15 protein-coding genes are annotated in these 18,275 nt (G+C 35.9%); 9 read left to right on the top strand and 6 right to left on the bottom strand.

All coding sequences use genetic code 11. The annotated features are described in order from the left end of the window. Window positions 1-215: 215 nt before the first annotated feature. From H9L23_RS23805 to H9L23_RS23800, 3 genes are all read right to left on the bottom strand, one after another. Window positions 216-596 (bottom strand): RidA family protein, encoded by a 381-nt coding sequence (locus H9L23_RS23805; protein ID WP_187592639.1) that lies wholly within the window; start codon window positions 594-596, stop codon window positions 216-218. Between the two features lie 11 nt (window positions 597-607). After that, window positions 608-688, bottom strand: coding sequence for a hypothetical protein (locus tag H9L23_RS26985; protein ID WP_317175302.1), 81 nt, complete (start codon window positions 686-688; stop codon window positions 608-610). Between the two features lie 154 nt (window positions 689-842). After that, the gene (locus H9L23_RS23800; protein WP_187592638.1) at window positions 843-2,189 is read right to left on the bottom strand and encodes an OmpA family protein; all 1,347 of its coding nucleotides are present in this window, start codon (window positions 2,187-2,189) and stop codon (window positions 843-845) included. A gap of 171 nt (window positions 2,190-2,360) precedes the next feature. Between H9L23_RS23800 and H9L23_RS23795 the strand changes: the two genes are divergently transcribed. Continuing rightward, window positions 2,361-3,650 carry an aminopeptidase P family protein gene (locus H9L23_RS23795; RefSeq protein WP_187592637.1) on the top strand — a complete coding sequence of 430 codons (1,290 nt, stop codon included), beginning with the start codon at window positions 2,361-2,363 and terminating at the stop codon, window positions 3,648-3,650. 59 nt (window positions 3,651-3,709) lie between these two features. Here H9L23_RS23795 and meaB read toward each other — a convergent pair whose 3' ends face one another. Next, window positions 3,710-4,606 carry a methylmalonyl Co-A mutase-associated GTPase MeaB gene (gene meaB, locus H9L23_RS23790; RefSeq protein ID WP_187592636.1) on the bottom strand — a complete coding sequence of 299 codons (897 nt, stop codon included), beginning with the start codon at window positions 4,604-4,606 and terminating at the stop codon, window positions 3,710-3,712. A 58-nt stretch (window positions 4,607-4,664) separates the two neighbouring features. Between meaB and H9L23_RS23785 the strand changes: the two genes are divergently transcribed. The 6 genes from H9L23_RS23785 to H9L23_RS23760 all read left to right on the top strand — a co-directional run bounded on the left by H9L23_RS23785 (window position 4,665) and on the right by H9L23_RS23760 (window position 11,616). After that, complete coding sequence (locus tag H9L23_RS23785) at window positions 4,665-5,540, top strand: glycosyltransferase family 2 protein (protein WP_187592635.1); 876 nt, start codon at window positions 4,665-4,667, stop codon at window positions 5,538-5,540. Between the two features lie 49 nt (window positions 5,541-5,589). Next, entirely contained in the window at window positions 5,590-6,660 is a 1,071-nt protein-coding gene (locus tag H9L23_RS23780) for a glycosyltransferase family 4 protein (RefSeq protein WP_187592634.1), read from the top strand. Window positions 6,661-6,904: 244 nt separating this feature from the next. Continuing rightward, window positions 6,905-8,734, top strand: coding sequence for an ABC transporter ATP-binding protein (locus H9L23_RS23775; RefSeq protein WP_187592633.1), 1,830 nt, complete (start codon window positions 6,905-6,907; stop codon window positions 8,732-8,734). A gap of 8 nt (window positions 8,735-8,742) precedes the next feature. Continuing rightward, entirely contained in the window at window positions 8,743-9,909 is a 1,167-nt protein-coding gene (locus tag H9L23_RS23770; protein WP_187592632.1) for a glycosyltransferase, read from the top strand. Between the two features lie 74 nt (window positions 9,910-9,983). Further along, window positions 9,984-10,808: a glycosyltransferase family 2 protein gene (locus tag H9L23_RS23765; protein WP_187592631.1), complete on the top strand. Its 825-nt coding sequence runs from the start codon at window positions 9,984-9,986 to the stop codon at window positions 10,806-10,808. A gap of 1 nt (window position 10,809) precedes the next feature. Further along, window positions 10,810-11,616, top strand: coding sequence for a DUF5672 family protein (locus tag H9L23_RS23760; protein ID WP_187592630.1), 807 nt, complete (start codon window positions 10,810-10,812; stop codon window positions 11,614-11,616). Here H9L23_RS23760 and H9L23_RS23755 read toward each other — a convergent pair. After that, window positions 11,613-12,482, bottom strand: a complete 870-nt coding sequence (locus tag H9L23_RS23755) for a glycosyltransferase (RefSeq protein WP_187592629.1) — start codon at window positions 12,480-12,482, stop codon at window positions 11,613-11,615. The two genes, H9L23_RS23760 and H9L23_RS23755, sit on opposite strands and share 4 nt — an antisense overlap. A gap of 462 nt (window positions 12,483-12,944) precedes the next feature. Between H9L23_RS23755 and H9L23_RS23750 the strand changes: the two genes are divergently transcribed. Both H9L23_RS23750 and H9L23_RS27150 read left to right on the top strand, forming a co-directional pair. Then, entirely contained in the window at window positions 12,945-13,676 is a 732-nt protein-coding gene (locus tag H9L23_RS23750; RefSeq protein ID WP_187592628.1) for a hypothetical protein, read from the top strand. A 71-nt stretch (window positions 13,677-13,747) separates the two neighbouring features. Beyond that, complete coding sequence (locus H9L23_RS27150; protein WP_187592627.1) at window positions 13,748-14,758, top strand: acyltransferase family protein; 1,011 nt, start codon at window positions 13,748-13,750, stop codon at window positions 14,756-14,758. A 373-nt stretch (window positions 14,759-15,131) separates the two neighbouring features. On the opposite strand, the gene infB is transcribed toward H9L23_RS27150, so the two are convergent. Next, on the bottom strand, window positions 15,132-18,215 hold the full coding sequence (infB, locus tag H9L23_RS23740; protein WP_187592626.1) for a translation initiation factor IF-2: 3,084 nt from the start codon (window positions 18,213-18,215) through the stop codon (window positions 15,132-15,134). Between the last annotated feature and the right edge of the window lie 60 nt (window positions 18,216-18,275).

Below are 18,275 nucleotides of genomic sequence, written 5' to 3'. Positions count from 1 at the left end.
TTTCTTATAAATAACAATTTTATCAACTGTGCATTAAAAATAACGATCGACAGCAGTAAAAGCAAATAGGCGAATAGTTGAGAAGGTTTATCCCGCTTTAAAAATAGAAAACGCAGCAAAATTGTTTACGCTGCAAAAAGAAACAGGCACTGTTCCTTAGATAACCTAAGAAATAATGCCTGCTATAAATTATTTACTATTTTTTAATACCAAAATTAACCTACAATGGCAATTACAGAGATTTCTACATTAACATTTTTAGGCAGCACTGAAACCTGAACCGTTTCGCGGGCAGGAAAATCAGCTGTAAAATACTGACCGTAAATTTCATTTACCTGTGCAAAGGTCCCCATGTCACTTAGGAAAATGGTCGATTTAACTACATGATCGAAAGTTAAGCCAGCTTCCAATAAAACTGCTTTAAGGTTACGCATTACCTGATGTGTTTCCTCTTCGATATTACCAATATTTAATTCTCCATTTTCAGGATTGATGGCTACCTGACCCGATACGAATAAAAAGTTTCCGGCTTGTACTGCCTGGCTATATGGTCCAATTGGAGCTGGAGCATTAGTAGTATTAATAATTTGTTTCATACGATTGATGGTTATTTGGCAAGCCACTGAATAAGCTTGTAGATAATACCCACAAGAAAAATAGTGATAGCCAGCGCATTTATAAAATGCATAATCTTGAGATTAATATTATTTGGCCTGTTAGGATCTTTTTTTCTAAAGAAGTACATCATACAAACTTAGCTAAAAAGCTTTACACCAAAAATTAAAAGGCATAAAAAAAGTCCCGATTTTCATCGGGACTTTCTTAAATCTTATATTGAAATACTAGTTTCTAGCAGTTTCAACACGACGGTTTTGGATACGACCTTCTTCAGTATCGTTTGAAGCAATTGGGTTAGCTTCACCATTACCTTTAGTAGCAACTTGACTAGCAGTTACGCCAGAGTTTACTAAGTAAGTTTTAACAGAGTTAGCTCTGTCTTTAGATAATTTCAAGTTATATGCAGCAGTACCTTCGCTTGAAGCGTAACCGTTTACAGTTACTTTACCACCGTTTTCACGTAACACTGAAGATAATTTATCTAAAGTAGGGTAAGACTCAGTTTTTAATACTGAAGAGTTGAAATCGAAAGCGATTTTTTCGAAACCAGTTACATTGCTAGTAGCAGCAGTAGGCTCTGGTGCTTTTGGAAGAGGACAACCTGAACCATCAACAGCAGTACCTGCAGGAGTACCTGGGCATTTATCGAATTGATCAGCAACACCGTCACCGTCAGTATCTTTTTTCAAATCTTCAACAGATTTCTCAACAGCAGAAACACGGTTTTTCAACGCTTCAACTTCTTGACGTAAAGTTGGATCTTTTAACTCATCGTACATTGTAGCTAATGGGTTAGTCCACTCTAAACTTGGTTTAGCAGAAGAACCTAAAGAGAATTCTAAACCAGCATAACCGTAAGAGAATTTATCTTTAGTTTGACCTTTTGCATAAACTCCGTCTAAGTTATCAGCATCAACAAAGTTCATAGTGTAACCTAAGTTAAAGTTAACACGCTCAGAAACTTTGAATTTAACACCAGCACCAACTGGAATGTAGAAACCTTTTACGTAATCTTTAGCATCATGTCTGTCATCAGCAGGACCTACAGCCTTACCTTTCCAGTCGATTTGTGAACCATTTGCTAAAGTGATTTTTGGAGCATAAGCCATATAACCAGCACCAGCAGTTAAGAAGAAACCTACTGAGTTCTCACGACGTAAGAAATCGATAGAACCTACGTTAACAACACCACGTAAATCTACAGCATATTGTAATTCAGTTTCGAAATCTTTCACAGCTGGGTTAGAAATACCTTCGTTAGTACCAGAAAGTTTACCACGTGTTCCGTTTAATTCTAAACCGAATGAGTGACCTAATTGTTTACGGATGTTTAAACCGTAACCTAAGTTAGCATCCCATTTGTTAAAGTCGTTAGTACCACCGATAGCTACAACTGGCATTAAAACACCACCGTGTACACCGATAGACCAAGTTCTGTACTGTCCTCTACCGCCAAATACCTTGACAGCAGAAGTGGTTGCAGGAGCATCCTGAGCGACAGCAAGAGAAGCAACTCCTGTTAATGCCACTAAAGAAAGCGCAACACTTTTCTTTAAAGTAGAATAATTCATAATCTTTTTTCTTTTTTAAGGGTTAAACAATTTAATTGATTAATTTTTTAGTAATCGCAAAATTAAACAAAATTTTAAATTTTCAAACTTTTATACAAACTCCGTTCCAAACTTCACTGTAAATAATCATTTTATTACATTTGGCCATTTCCAAATAAAAATACCATTTCCATGAAATATCCTACTATCGATCAGTCATTATTTACACTAAATAGAAAAAATTTCACTAAACAGCTAAAAAACAACTCATTAGCTATCTTCAATTCAAGTGATGAATTTCCTAGAAGTGGCGATCAGAGTTTTGTTTTTAAGCAAAATCCAGATTTATTTTATTTATCGGGAATCGATCAGGAACAAACAATATTGCTTCTATTTCCTGATTGTCCTAATCCTTTGTACAGAGAAGTCCTGTTTTTAAGACAGACCAACGATTACATCAAGGTTTGGGAGGGCTATAAGTATACCAAAGAACAGGCAAAGGCAGCTTCAGGCATTGAGACCATATATTGGCTGGAAGATTTTGACAACATTTTACATAGTATTGTGAACTACGCTGAACATATCTATTTAAACACAAATGAAAATGACCGTTATGCTCATGAAGTTCCTTATCTCGATATCCGTTTCATTGAAAAAATGAAAGCAAAATATCCACTACATCACTATGAACGTTCGGCACCGATTATGCGCGGTTTACGAGCCGTTAAATCAGATGTAGAAGTTGAATTGACAAAAAAAGCCTGTGCAATAACCCGGGATGCGTTTATCAGGGTGTTAAAATTTACCAAACCCGGCGTAAAGGAATATGAGATTGAAGCAGAAATTATTCACGAATTTATCCGTCAAGGTGGCACTGGGCACGCCTATACGCCAATTATTGCTTCCGGCCATAATGCGAATATTCTCCATTATAATGACAACAACCAGGAGTGCAAAGATGGAGATGTAATCCTCTTCGATTTTGGGGCCGAGTATGCCAATTACAATGCTGATATGAGTCGCGCAATACCTGTAAACGGCCGTTTTACCCAAAGGCAGAAAGAAGTATACAACGCTGTTTTGCAGGTGATGAAACAATCTATCCAATTAATCGGTGAGGGGATAGTGTGGAATACTTACCACGAGCAGGTTGGGGAAATTATGACCGAACAATTGATTAACCTTGGTTTAATTTCTTTAGAAGATGTGAAAAAACAAAGCCCCGCTTACCCGGCTTATAAAAAATATTTCATGCATGGTACTTCTCATCATTTGGGCATCGATGTGCACGATTTTGCCGGGAGATACACTCCATTTGCAGTTGGTAACATTTTAACTGTTGAACCAGGCATTTATATTCCAGCAGAAGGTTTGGGCATCCGTTTAGAAAACAATATTCTCATTACATCAAATGGAAATATTGATTTAATGGCCGATATTCCATTAGAGGTAGAAGAAATTGAGGAAATTATGAATAGTTAGTTCCAATTGGCAGTTTTCAGTTATTAGTCCTCAGTTAACCAGTTTAAACAATTAATCAGTTAATCATTATCAAACTCATCAGCAAACCGATATATATTAAATCCATCTTTTGCTAAGGCTGCCTGAATTTTTTCGCGCAGCCTTTTTTTATCTATATCAAGCATCTTTTTATGCTGAATAATTTTCCAGGCTTTTTCGGCAAAAAGAAAAACTTTACGGCTATTATCTATCGTTTGTGGTTTACTTATCCATTCACATAACGTCTCGATACCTGTATTTTTATCCGCAACTGTTTTAAGTACCGGAATGGTTTTGGTACCCTGGTGAACGATTTTCTTTAAATTATTGGCAAAAGTATCTGCACCTTCCCTATCAGCTTTATTAATCACGAAACAATCTGCGATTTCCATTAAGCCTGACTTGATATTCTGTACTTCATCACCCGATTCGGGAACCAGCACGACGATGGTTTTATCTGCCAACCCGGCAATTTCTACTTCCGATTGCCCCACCCCGACGGTTTCAACCATGATCAGATCAAAATTGGCTGCTTTTAAAACGTCAACCATTTCGATGGTTTTAGCAGAAATGCCTCCTAAAGAGCCCCTGGTAGCCAAAGATCGGATATACACATTAGGATTATTAAATTGGCCGGCCATGCGGATGCGATCGCCCAATAAAGAGCCAAAATTAAAAGGAGAGGTTGGATCTATTGCCAATATCGCAATGCGTTTTCCCTCAGCCACAAAATGATTGGTTATGGCATTTACTAAAGTGCTTTTACCAGCACCCGGAGGCCCGGTGATACCTACAACGGGAACATTTATATTACTATCCAAATCCCTTAAAATCGAATCAGCTGGCTTGATATTATTTTCAACAAGTGTTAACGTTCTTGCCAAAGCCTTATAATTGCCCGCTTTTACTTCGCTTAAAATGGATAGATGCGTATTCATCAATAAAACTATCTTTGTACAAAGAAACAAAAATTATTAGCTACAAAGCGCCCCCATAATGAAAGTTACCGGTTTTACCTTTTTACGAAATGCAATTGTAAACGATTATCCCGCCAAAGAAGCCATACTTTCAGTTCTGCCTTTGTGTGATGATTTTATCGTTGCATTGGGCAATTCTTCTGATGAAACGGCTGAAATGGTAAAAAGTATCGATCCAAAAATCAGGACCATCGATACGGTTTGGGATGATAGTATACGAGAAGGCGGTCGTGTTTTTGCTGATGAAACCAATAAGGCCTTAGCCCAAATAAGTGCTGATACCGATTGGATGGTTTATATCCAGGGCGATGAAGCCATCCACGAAGATTATCTCCCCCTTCTTAAAAAAGAAATGGAATTGGAGCTGAACAACAGCAATGTTGAAGCCCTGCTTTTAAAATATAAACACTTTTATGCTTCTTACGATTACCTCGCCGAATCGAGGCGCTGGTATAGAAGAGAGGTTCGGATTATCAAAAACCTACCAGGTATACGTTCTTATCGCGATGCACAGGGCTTTAGGATTAACGATAGAAAACTTAAGGTTAAACTAATTGATGCCTATATTTATCATTACGGCTGGGTAAAGCCGCCAAAGGGACTACAAGGCAAAGTGCGCAACTTTAACCAGTTTTATCAAACAGAAGAGTGGATTGAAGAGAATTACCCGGTGCAGGATACTTATGATATGCACAATGCCGATCGTTTGGTCCATTTTAAAGGAACTCATCCAAAAGTGATGCAGGAAAGGATTGCCGCGGCCAACTGGAAATTTGAAAAAGATTTAACAAAAGAAACTCCGAAAATGAATTTTCGTAGAAGGGTTTTACAAAAAATTGAGGATTTAACAGGATTGCGGTTGTTTGAGTACCGGAATTATAAAATTGTAAAATAGGCTACAATTTAAATCTATCTATATTTGCATCACCTAATAATATTATTTAATGAAAAAGCCTAAAGTCTTAGTAACTTTTGATTCGATGAAAGATGCCAATTGTGGTTATTTTTCGTTTGGGAAAGGATTAGGGGATGCATTAATCCAGGAAAATAAAGAAAAATTTAAATTAAAATTCTATCTTTTTAAACACACCCAGTACCTTTTTAATGGCCTGGTTGATATTCTTTATCTTTCTCGTCTTGACCGCTTATTTTTTGGTCCAAAGAATGATTTTGATGTAGTACACCTGTCTGATCAAACCTGCAGATTAAGACCCAGTAAGGTAAATGCAAAAAAAATAATGACCGTTCACGACATGAATAAGGTTCATTTAAAGTTTAGCAAGCCGCACAGGATTCAGGTATATTTAAAAAAACTTGGTAAGCTTATATCACAGTGTGATAAAATTGTATGTATATCACAGTTTGTAGCTAATGATGTAGTTCAGTATTTCCCTGAAGCTAAAGGAAAGGTTAGTGTAATTTATAACGGAGCCGATAAATTGATATCCAATGAAAATCATCAGCCTGCTTTTAAACCTGAAAAGAAATTTCTATTTACTATTGGTCTGCTTTCGGTACAAAAAGGCTTTCACTTATTACCTGCATTATTAAAAGATAACGATTTCGAACTGGTAATTTCCGGCAGGGAAACACCCCACAAACAACGGATTTTAGAGGAAGCCGAAAAATATAACTGCCTGGATAGGGTACACATTACCGGGCCAATTAGTGATGAAGACAAAGCCTGGTATTACAAAAATTGTAGTGCCTTTTTATTCCCCTCTGTTGCTGAAGGTTTTGGTCTTCCTGTAATTGAAGCCATGCATTTTGGAAAACCTGTTTTTCTCTCAAAATTCACTTCGCTCCCTGAGGTTGGCGGCGATATTGCATATTACTTCGATAATTTTGAACCTGAACACATGCAGGAAGTATTTAAAAATGGAATGAGTGATTTCATCCAAAATAACCGCATTAAGGAAGCAATTGCTCAGGCTGAAAAGTTTTCGTGGGAAATTGCAGCCAACCAGTATCTGAATTTATATCAGGAATGCCTCGTAAACAACACTCAAAAATAGGGAAGTTGTATTGTAACAATTCCTATTCAATTCTGCAATGTTAATGTTCGATTATTAAAATATATCAGCTATAATAGGGCTTATTCATCCATTCTTAAAACCAAGAATTGTAATTTTAAACCTTACCGGTTTCAAAAAAACACAACGTTTAATTGAAAAGCTTAACTTTGCTAAGTTTTTATATAGATTTTTTAGGGCGATACTTGAACGATCTTCCTTTTTTACATATTCCATTTTACATAAAATGAAGACTTATTTTCGTTTATTATCATTTGCCAAGCCCATAGAAAAGTTTGCAATACCTTATGTAATAGTTACGTTATTAGCAGTTCTTTTCGGAACACTAAATCTGACATTACTTGTACCACTTTTTGACACACTACTTCCATCAAAATCATCTGGAACTGTTGATGTAGTTAACTCAGCAAGTTCTGCTTTTGATATTACGGGTAAGTTTTCTGATTTTGTTTCCCATTCACTAATTGTAAACGGTCGAGCTGAAACTTTAAATTATGTTTGCATCATCATTGTAGCTTCTGTTTTACTATCAAACTTCTTTAGATATTTCTCTCAACGTTTTATGGAAGACTTAAGAGTACATACCTTGTTAAATCTCCGTAAGTCAGTATTTAATAACGTGATGAATTTACACGTAGGTTATTTTAATAACGAACGTAAAGGAGATATTATATCAAAAGTTGCCTCTGATGTACAGGTGGTACAATTCACTGTTACAAATACATTACAAGTTGTTTTTAAAGAACCACTAACGCTTATTTTCTACATTATAGTTCTTTTGAGTATCTCTGTTAAATTAACTTTATTTTCATTATTAGTCATTCCAGTATCCGCATTTATTATCAGTAAAATAGTTAAGAGGATTAAACAACAAGCCAAAGAATCTCATGAATCATTTGCAAAGATGATTGGTTTTTTGGATGAATCCCTAAGCGGAATCAAGATTATTAAAGCATTTAATTCAACAGATAGAGTTAAAGAAAAATTCCAGAAAGAAAATGAATTTTATTCGAATCTAAATAGAAAAATGGTTAGAAGACAGCAATTAGGTTCGCCAGTTTCTGAATTTTTAGGTGTTTTAATGGTTTCTTTAATCGTTTGGTATGGTGGGAATCTGATTATTAGTAACCAACCAGGTGCTTTAACTACGAGCCAATTTATTGCATATATTGCTTTTTTCTCTCAGGTGATGCGACCTGCAAAAGCACTAACAGATTCTTTTAGCGGAATCCATTCCGGAATTGCAGCAGGCGAACGCGTTTTGGATCTAATAGACACCAAACCGTTATTGGTTAATCAACCAGATGCCAAAGTACTTGATGGCTTTAACAACGCAATCAGTGTTCAAAATGTATCATTTAATTATGGAGAAAAACAAATCCTGAACTCAATAACCTTCGACATTGAAAAAGGGAAAACGGTAGCCTTGGTTGGCCCTTCAGGTGGGGGAAAAAGCACGTTGATGGATTTGCTTCCACGTTTCCACGATCCGAAATCAGGAACCATTAAAATTGATGGCCATGATTACAGGGAGCTTACTGTAGAAAGTATCCGCTCACAAATGGGGACGGTTAACCAGGAATCGTTTTTATTTAACGACAGTATTTTTAATAATATCGCCTTTGCTAAGCCAGACGCTACAGAGGAAGAAATTATCGCCGCCGCTAAAATTGCAAATGCACACGATTTTATCCTGAACACCGAAAATGGTTATCAAACCAATGTGGGCGATAGAGGCAATAAATTATCTGGTGGGCAAAAGCAACGTGTTTGTATTGCCAGAGCCGTTTTGGCCAACCCTCCGATCATGCTTTTAGATGAAGCTACATCCGCATTAGATACAGAATCTGAAAAACTGGTACAGGATGCTTTAAATAATTTAATGAAAAACCGTACTTCAATCGTTATAGCCCACCGTTTAAGTACCATACAACATGCCGATAAAATTGTCGTAATTGATAAAGGGGAAGTTGTAGAAAGTGGAAGCCATAGTGAGTTAATGAATAAAAATGGCTTATATAGGCGTTTAATTGACATGCAGGCCTTTACAGACTAAATATCTAGATGAAGAAAGTATTATTTTTTATGCCTGATAACCCGTTAAAAAAAAACGCGGGGAATAGAACCAGGGCTTTAAGCATGTTAAGCTACTTTAAATCAAGAAATTTTGAAATTGATTTTGTAAGCGAATATTTCACCGGACGCTGGAATGAGGCAGATATTAAAGCTTTTAAGCAATCTGGCTTAGCCGATAAAACTTACGTGATTAAAAAAAAACCTTCAAAAAAAAATATACTCTTTTATCTGCTTTTTTATAAACTACCAAATTTTTTCTATCAAAATAAGGCCTGGTTTTTCCCTCTGCAATTTCCTGAGCTTGTAACCTTAAGGTTTAAGCGGGCTTTTAACAAAATTTTAAAAAACAACGAGTACGATTACATCTTTATCAACTATGCCAGTTGGGCTACATTGGTTGACAATAATCAATTCACAAAAAAGTCGGTAAAAATAATTGATACACACGACTTTATAACAGCACAACTACAGAGAAAAGTAAATATCGGTAAATCTTTTAAAGAAGAAATCAGGCGGATATCTTTATTCGATATTGCTTTGGCCATTTCTATCGAAGAGCAATATATCTTTAGTCAATTCTGTAACAACAGGGTGGCTTTGGCGCCAATGATGCTTGATAAACCGGAGAATCTTCATTCTGACGCAGAAAAAACTTTTGACCTGATTTATGTGGCAAGTGACAATATACATAATCAGAAAGCCGCCAATTGGTTTTTCAATGATGTATACCCCTTATTACCAGCCAATTTGCAGATATGTATTATTGGACAAATAAATGAGCACCTTTCTATAAAGGCACCTAATATTATTACTGTAAATTTTGCCGAAGATTTATCTCCCTATTACCAAAAGGCCAAAGTAGCATTATGCCCCATGCTAAGCGGAACCGGCACGAAAATAAAAGTAGTAGAAGCGCTATCTTATGGTTTACCAATAGTTTGTAATACAAGGGGGATTGATGGGCTGATCAATAAAACAGATAATGGTTGTTTGGTTAGTGATGATCCGGTTGAATTTGGGAATAATATTATGAAACTACTAACGGACGAATCAGAATATAAAAAACAGGTAGAAAATGCCCTTGCTGCTTTTAACACGAATTACGAAAAAGAACGCTGCTATAAAAATCTTGACCTCATTTTTGGTATAGTTTAATCACTCAAAATAAATTGAGGGCATTTGAAGTCACTAATAGTGGATAAAAGTACATTTTTTTCAAAATTTTTATCATGAGTAAAAAATTATCAATTATAACTATCAATTACAACAATAAAGCAGGCTTACAAAAAACAATTCAAAGCGTGGTAAGTCAAACCTGGCAAGATTTTGAGTTTATTGTTATTGATGGAAATAGTTCGGATGGAAGTAAAGATGTCCTTATTACATATTCTTCATTTTTCACCTATTCTGTATCCGAGCCCGATAGCGGTATATATAATGCGATGAATAAGGGCATTAAGATTTCAACAGGTGATTATCTAATGTTTTTAAATAGTGGAGATTGCTTAATTGACAATACTATTCTAGAGAAATTGAATGCTGAATTAAATGGCCAATACGATATTTACTATGGAGATATACTACAAACTGATGGAATAAAAAAAGAGATTCGCACTTTTCCTAAGACCTTAAATTTCGCTTTTTTTTATGAACAAAATATCTCTCATCAAGCAAGTTTTATTAAGGCAAAGCTATTTAAGGATATTTTTTTATATAATGAAAATTTAAAAATTGTATCTGACTGGGAATTCTTCACTTATGCAATCTGTAAACGAGAGGCTACTTATAAACATTTAGATTGTGTAATTGTAACTTATGATGGAACCGGAATATCTGCAAATTCAGAGAACCACCCAGAAATCAATAAAGAAAGAGATGTTTCCTTAAATAAATATTTCCCTGAATTTGTTAAGGACTATGAATATTTAAAAGAGATAAAGTTTAAAAAGGCAGAACAATTTATGTATATAAAAAAACATCCGATAGCCTATAAGATTTTGAAAGCCTTTATGAATATTATACTTTTATTTTTGCCAAAATTTAATAGAAACTAAGATGGATAGTTCTTGTGTAATTGTAATACCAATTTATAAGTCCGAGCTTTCATTTTATGAAAAGATAGCTTTGGCCCAATGTGGAAAGTTATTGTCTGATTATGATATTGTAATACTCAAACCAGATGATTTAGACATATCAAATATGCAAATTGGTTTCTCTTATAGTGAGGTGTCTTTCCCAAGTTTTTATTTTAAGAGCGTATTTAGTTACAACGATTTAATGCTCTCGGAACTCTTTTATGAGAAATTCTTGAATTATAGCTATCTACTCATCTATCAATTGGATGCTTTCGTATTTAAAAATGAATTAAAATATTGGTGCGGCTTAGGTTATGATTATATAGGTGCTCCATGGTTGAGAGAAAAAGAATTCCCCACATTATTTAAAAAGACTAAAGAGAAACTTAGGTCATACCTGCACAGAAGATATAATTTACTTGATAAACAAGGTCGGCCTGATATCGAGCGACAATTGTACAATTATGTCGGCAATGGAGGTTTTTCGTTGAGAAAAGTTAAGTCTTTTTATAATGTCTGTATTCAAGAAAAAGAGCTCGTAGAAAATTACGTTGGCCGGAACAGCAGCGATTATCATGAAGACATGTTTTGGACCATAGAAGTGAATCGAAAGAAGAAGAGAATAAAGACCCCTAATTACAAAGAGGCATTGAACTTTTCCATTGAAACAGCTCCAGAAAGGGCAATGACTTTAATTAAAGGAAACATGCCTTTTGGTTGCCATGCATGGGATAAAAACATCCATTTTTGGCAACCGTACTTTAAAGAAGCAGGTTATCAGATTTAACTGCGCCAAATTTCTTTATTTAGCATTAAAAATAGACTAAAGTTATTTTTTCTTAGTTTACTTCGCCAAAATATTTTAAAAATTTCTATCTTTTTATAACCAGATGTTTTCATCTGCTTTAGAAAGAATTTGAATGAATGTTTTTCAGCAAAGAAACTTTCTTTTTTCGATAACCCTTCTACATCTATCGGTAAATCAGCACCCCATTTTTCATGTAATTTTAATGTTTCCTCTATCCAGGTTTTACTATAATTTCCTTCTGAGAAATGTTCTAATAATACTTGGAAAGTTACAACTACATGATGTGTTTTATGTACCTGAAGTGAAAAATCCAGATCATAACAATGAAATTTTTTAAATGTTTCCTCATCAAAATTATTAGCTTCAACTATCTCTTTTTTGGTACAGAACCAAACTCCATCTACAACAACTACGTTTGAATATTTTTCATTTTTTACGTTTTGAGAAATATGTTTTGTTTTCTCTTCACTAAATTTATAGCGTTGAAGGATATTAACGTAATTGATTTTTTTTTCACCCGCGCTACAAAACCATCCAGATGGAACTCTAGTTTTATAACTATTTCCGGCTATGCCAATCAATCCTATTTTCTGATCTTCATTAAAAATATCTGCTATAATAATACCCCAGTCTTTCGTTTTAATACTGATATCCTCATGCATGTAGCAAAGTAGCTTGTATTTAGCCCGCTTTGCCCCTTCATTGTAAATTTCGCATAATCCACGTTTTCCATCAGCATTATCAAAACTGATAATTTCATGTTCGACTCCTATGGTTGCGGCAATGTTCTCCTTAATATCAGAAAGCTGATCTTTATTTACGGAGGCTATAATTATTGATATCATCTCCTTCAAAAATAAAATAAAAAACAATACCCGTTGCAGAAATAAAATATACCTAAGTTTTAACCAGCTAAATCTCAAGCATTGAATTGTTAAAAAAGCCAATGCATATTGAACAATCAAAGAATAATCTTTTCAAACCTATATAATTGATTATTTTTGAGAATCAAAATATTATATATCTCGTTGATGCAAGTAAATTCAGACTCCGTATTTTATATTTTTTGCCCGGCTAATTTTGCAACAGGAGGGCCCGAAGCCCTTCATCAGCTTGGGCATAGACTAAGTAGTTTAGGCTTCAATGTTTTTATGCACTATATCTTTAAAACAGACCAAAACCCTGTTCACCCTAACTATTTGAAATATAATTTGCCCTATACTGATGAGATAGTAAATAGTAAGAATAATTTAATCATTTTACCAGAAACATATTTAGTTCCAATTTTCAAGTCAGAATATGATGCAATGAAAAAAATTGTTTGGTGGCTAAGCGTTACGAATTATCAAATTATTTTTAACGAAGCGAAGGAAAATGTAGGACATAAAAAATTCTACAACATCAAGTCTTATCTAAATCCTAAAAAATATTCGCCACTCCCTTCTATTCCTGCATTAAAGAGAAAAAAAGTTTTAAACCTGGCACATTCACATTTTTCGATGGATTTTTTAAAAACCAATAAATTGGAAATTATTGGGAAAATTTCTGATTATATGAGCGATTCCTTTTATGATAAGATAGCCAATCATGTTAAAAAAGAGGATTTTGTACTCTACAATCCGAAAAAGAATGGCGAATATTTAGAACGCGTGAAAGCGCTCTGTCCCAACTTATCGTGGAAAGCACTGATTAACATGTCGCCAGATGAAGTAGCGCACTGGATGAACAAGAGCAAACTTTATGTTGATTTTGGCTATCACCCTGGCCAGGAACGTATGCCACGTGAGGCAATTTTAATGTCTTGTTGTGTAATTACCGGAAGCCAGGGCTCTGCCGCATATCAAGATGACGTGCCTTTACCTAAAGGTTTTAAATTCAATGAAGCTGTTGATAGTCCGGAAGCAGTTGCCAACCAAATTGCGTTAACTTTAAATAAATTTGAAGATAAAATTCACTTATTCAGCGATTACAAACAGAAAATCTTAGCTGAAAAAGAAAACTTCAATCAAGCCGTTAACCATGTTTTTAATAAAAATTAAATTTGAGTACTTCTAATATAAATTCCCATAAAATAAATTACGACTTCATAGACTCGTTGCGTTTCATATCTATGTTTGGAATTGTAATGGAGCACAGTTCTTTCTTTTTTGGCGCTAAATTTTATACCCTAAACGAAAAAATAGTTCAGATTTTTAGCTTACAGGTTTTTAAGTTTGGGACTATAATTTTTTTCTTGCTTGCGGGTTTTTTAATCGGCGATAAATTTACGAAATATAGCACGAAAGAGTATCTTCAAAGAAGGGTGCAAAACACACTAAAACCATGGCTTTTTTGGGTAATAATTTTTTTCATTACAAATTATCTGGATGTTATCGTAAAAAATATCAAATATGGCGATAATCCATTTCTTACTATAAGTATCCAGAATGTGCTATTAAACTTGGAAAATATTGTTTTAACTACAAGTTTTTGGTTTATACCCAACTTCCTTATCTGTATTACCATATTGCTCCTTTTCAGGAAATATTTATATTCTATAAAACTTGGCGTTGCACTATTATTATTGTCACTTTTTTATTCAGTTAATCTTTATATTGATGTTATCCCCACTTCGCATACTACGGCCATGTTTGGATTTATATTTTATTTATGGTTAGGTGTACAGATCAATAAATACTATGATCAGTTTAAATCAATTGTTGGCAAAACCTCGATGTCTTTAATTTTTACATTACTAATTGTCGCATTCTCACTGGCAAGTTTAGAGAGCTATTACCTTCTTAAGCTGTTACCTGATGACCCGTTTAATACTTTAAGGATAACCAATATAATTTACTCGTTACTGAGCTTTGTTTTCTTATATAAACTTGGCTCTAAAATCCAGATCAAAAGATTTAACCCTAGTATCTTCACCTTTGGGATATATCTCGTACATCAAATTTTAGTGTTTAGATTAATGCCTTTAATTTTCAGGCCGCTTCACATAGCCTTTGAAAATAAATCAGCCTACTACTTCTTAGGTATTCAATTAATGACATTCTTTATTGTTTACACCGGTTCAATCCTGATCGTTGCGATGATTAACAAAATGCAAAAAGCCAGGTGGCTGATAGGAAGGTAAACACGAAAAATATTCGTTTGAACACGTAATCCGATTAATCACGGTACGGTAACAAATAATAGAACTGTTTAAGCGGAGGAAGTACTGAACAAATAGGCTTATTCTGATAATGTAATAATCTTGTAAGACAATAATACTATTTGAAAAAGAGCGATTATGATACTATCTCTGTCTGTTAAGTCTAATTCAATTAAAAAAAATCTAGCAAAGAAACGCCAACCATATCGCAACTGAATAAAATCGCCGAACTATATCAAGTTCCTATCCACGAAATCATCATTCAATCAAATTTCAAAAAGAATCAAATTATTATAGCACAAAAAAAAGGGCATCAATATTATTGATGCCCTTGCTTATTTTGACAGAGAACTGGTTATAGCTTTCTGGCTACTTCTACCTGTTCGTAAGCTTCTACGATATCGCCTACTTCGATGTTGTTAAAGTTCTGGATGTTTAAACCACACTCATAACCTTTATTTACCTCTTTCACATCATCTTTAAAGCGTTTTAATGATGCCAGTTCACCTGTGTACACTACAACACCATCTCTAACAATACGGATCTTGCTGTTACGGGTAATCTTACCATCCAATACCATACAACCTGCAATGGTACCCACTTTAGTGATTTTGAACGTTTCGCGAATCTCAACGTTAGCCACAATTTTCTCTTCAAATTCCGGATCCAACATACCTTCCATCGCCGATTTAATCTCGTTGATTGCGTCGTAAATGATAGAATATAAACGGATATCGATCTGCTCTGCTTCGGCCAGTTTACGTGCACCTGTTGATGGACGAACCTGGAAACCAATAATAATCGCATCTGAAGCTGAAGCTAACAATACATCAGATTCTGAAATCTGACCAACACCTTTACTGATGATATTGATCTGGATCTGCTCGGTTGATAGTTTCAACAATGAATCGGCCAATGCCTCGATCGAACCATCCACATCACCTTTAACGATAATGTTAAGCTCTTTAAAGTTACCGATAGCCAAACGACGACCGATCTCATCCAGGGTAATATGTTTCTGTGTACGTAAGCCCTGCTCGCGTTGTAACTGCATACGTTTGTTTGCAATATCACGTGCTTCGGTTTCACTTTCTAAAGCGTTAAATCGATCACCTGCTGTAGGCGCACCTTGCATACCCAAAACCTGTACCGGTTGTGATGGCCCTGCTGATTCCACTTTAGCACCACGCTCGTTGGTTAATGCTTTAACACGTCCGCTGTAACTACCTGCCAGGATCGGATCTCCAACCCTTAATGTACCAGCCTGAACCAGTACCGTAGTTACAATACCACGTCCTTTATCTAATGCCGATTCAATTACTGTACCTGTAGCTCTCTTATTCGGATTTGCCTTCAGTTCTAATAATTCAGCTTCTAATAATACTTTATCTAAAAGAAGATCAACGTTTAAGCCGCTTTTGCTAGAGATTTCCTGTGATTGATATTTACCACCCCAATCTTCTACCAAAATGTTCATTACTGATAATTGCTCACGTACTTTATCAGCATTTGCACCTGGTTTATCTACTTTAGTGAAAGCGAATACCAATGGTACGCCTGCTGCCTGTGCGTGGTTAATGGCCTCTTTTGTTTGAGGCATCACCGCATCATCCGCAGCAATAACAATAATGGCAATATCGGCTGCCTTAGCACCACGTGCACGCATCGCAGTAAAGGCTTCGTGACCAGGTGTATCTAAGAAAGTTACTTTTTTACCGGTTGGTGTAGTTACCATGTAAGCACCAATGTGCTGGGTAATACCACCTGCCTCACCAGCAACCACATTTGCTTTACGGATATAATCCAGCAATGAGGTTTTACCGTGATCGACGTGACCCATAATCGTAACAACCGGAGCTCTTTCGATTAAATCTTCTTCTTTGTCTTCCTCTTCAATTACGTTTTCCTCATCTTCATCAGGTTTAACAAATTGAATTTCGTAACCAAACTCGTCTGCAACGATGGTTAAGGTTTCAGCATCTAAACGCTGGTTAATGGAAACGAACATTCCAAGGCTCATACAGGTACCAATAATTTTGGTAACCGGTACATCCATCATGCTCGCCAACTCATTAGCCGTAACAAACTCTGTTACTTTTAATATTTTCGATTGCGATTCAAGCTCGTTTGCGGCCTCTTCTGCATTGTAAGCAACATCATCACGTTTCTGACGACGTAATTTAGCACGTTGAGCAAATTTACCAGATTTACCAGCGCCACTTAAACGGGCAAGTGTTGCCTTAATTTGATCTTGAATCTCTTTTTCAGTAGGTTCTTCTTTAGGTCCGCTTGGTGTAGCATTTCTATTTTGGAAACCTGGTCTGTTATTGTTGTTGTTTCTATTTCCCTGGTAAGGAGTACCGCCTTGTCCGGCAGGTCTGTTACCCTGGTATGGTGTACCACCACCCGGTCTGTTACCTTGATAAGGTTGACGAGGCTGACCTGGTGCGCCACCCTGGCCCTGACCTTGACCTGCAGGATTATTCTGTCCTGGCTGACCTTGACCGCCATGTTGACCTGGCTGGCCTGGTGCCCCCGGAGTTTTTTTACGTTTACGTTTGCGTTTCGCAGCTTCACTGTCGCTAGATGATGCTACAGGACCGTTTCTTCTGTCCGGAGTTGTTGGTAAAACAATTTTACCAATAATGTTCGGACCAGTTAATTTTACGGTACGTGCTTTAATTACCTCAGGCTCATTGCTTACAGGTTTAGCAGCTTCAGCTGGTTTTTCTTCCACCTTTGGTTGTTCAACTGGTTTTACCGGCTCTGGAGCCTTAACCACAGGTGTTGGTGCAACAGGTGCTTCTTCCTTTTTAACCTCTACTGGTTTTTCTTCCGCTTTAGGTTGTTCAACCAGTTTTACTGGTTCTGGAGCTTTAGCAACTGGTGCAGGGGCAGCAGGTGTTTCTTCTTTCTTAACAGGACGTGTTTTTGAGTTAAGATCATTTAAATCAATCTTACCAACAATTTTAACGCCCGGTAATCCGGTTTCCTCTGCTTTTTCTTCTGCCTTAGTTTCTTTTACTGGCTCAACTGCTGCCGCAGGAGCTGGTGTAGGTGCCGGCGCTGGTGTTTCAACCTTAGGCGTTTCAACTACCTTTGGTTTTTCTACCGGTGGAGTAAATGATTGAGCATTTTTTATTAAAATCTCTTCATTTTTCTCAAAATCGGTGTTCTTCTTCGGCGCTTCTACTGGCTTTTCAGTCTCAGGCTCGTCACGACGTATTTTACCAATCACTATTTGTTTGGCTTCTTCTCTTACGATCTTATCTCCCTGATACTCTTTTAACAAGGCATTATACATGTCTCCCGTAAGTTTAAACATTGGGCTTTTCTCGGCAGAGAACCCCTTTTTGTTTAAAAACTCAACGGCCGTACCCATGCCTATATTAAGTTCTTTAATAGCTTTAATTAAAATGATTGGTTTGTCGTCTGACATTTAGCTCCTGTTATTGTTTTTTATTTAATACAAAAGTAGTGTTTATTTGGCAATTACACC

This window comes from Pedobacter roseus (genome assembly GCF_014395225.1).
Taxonomy (GTDB): domain Bacteria; phylum Bacteroidota; class Bacteroidia; order Sphingobacteriales; family Sphingobacteriaceae; genus Pedobacter; species Pedobacter roseus.
The sequence above is the reverse complement of the archived record's forward strand: the minus strand, read 5'-3'. Positions and strand labels throughout refer to the sequence as shown.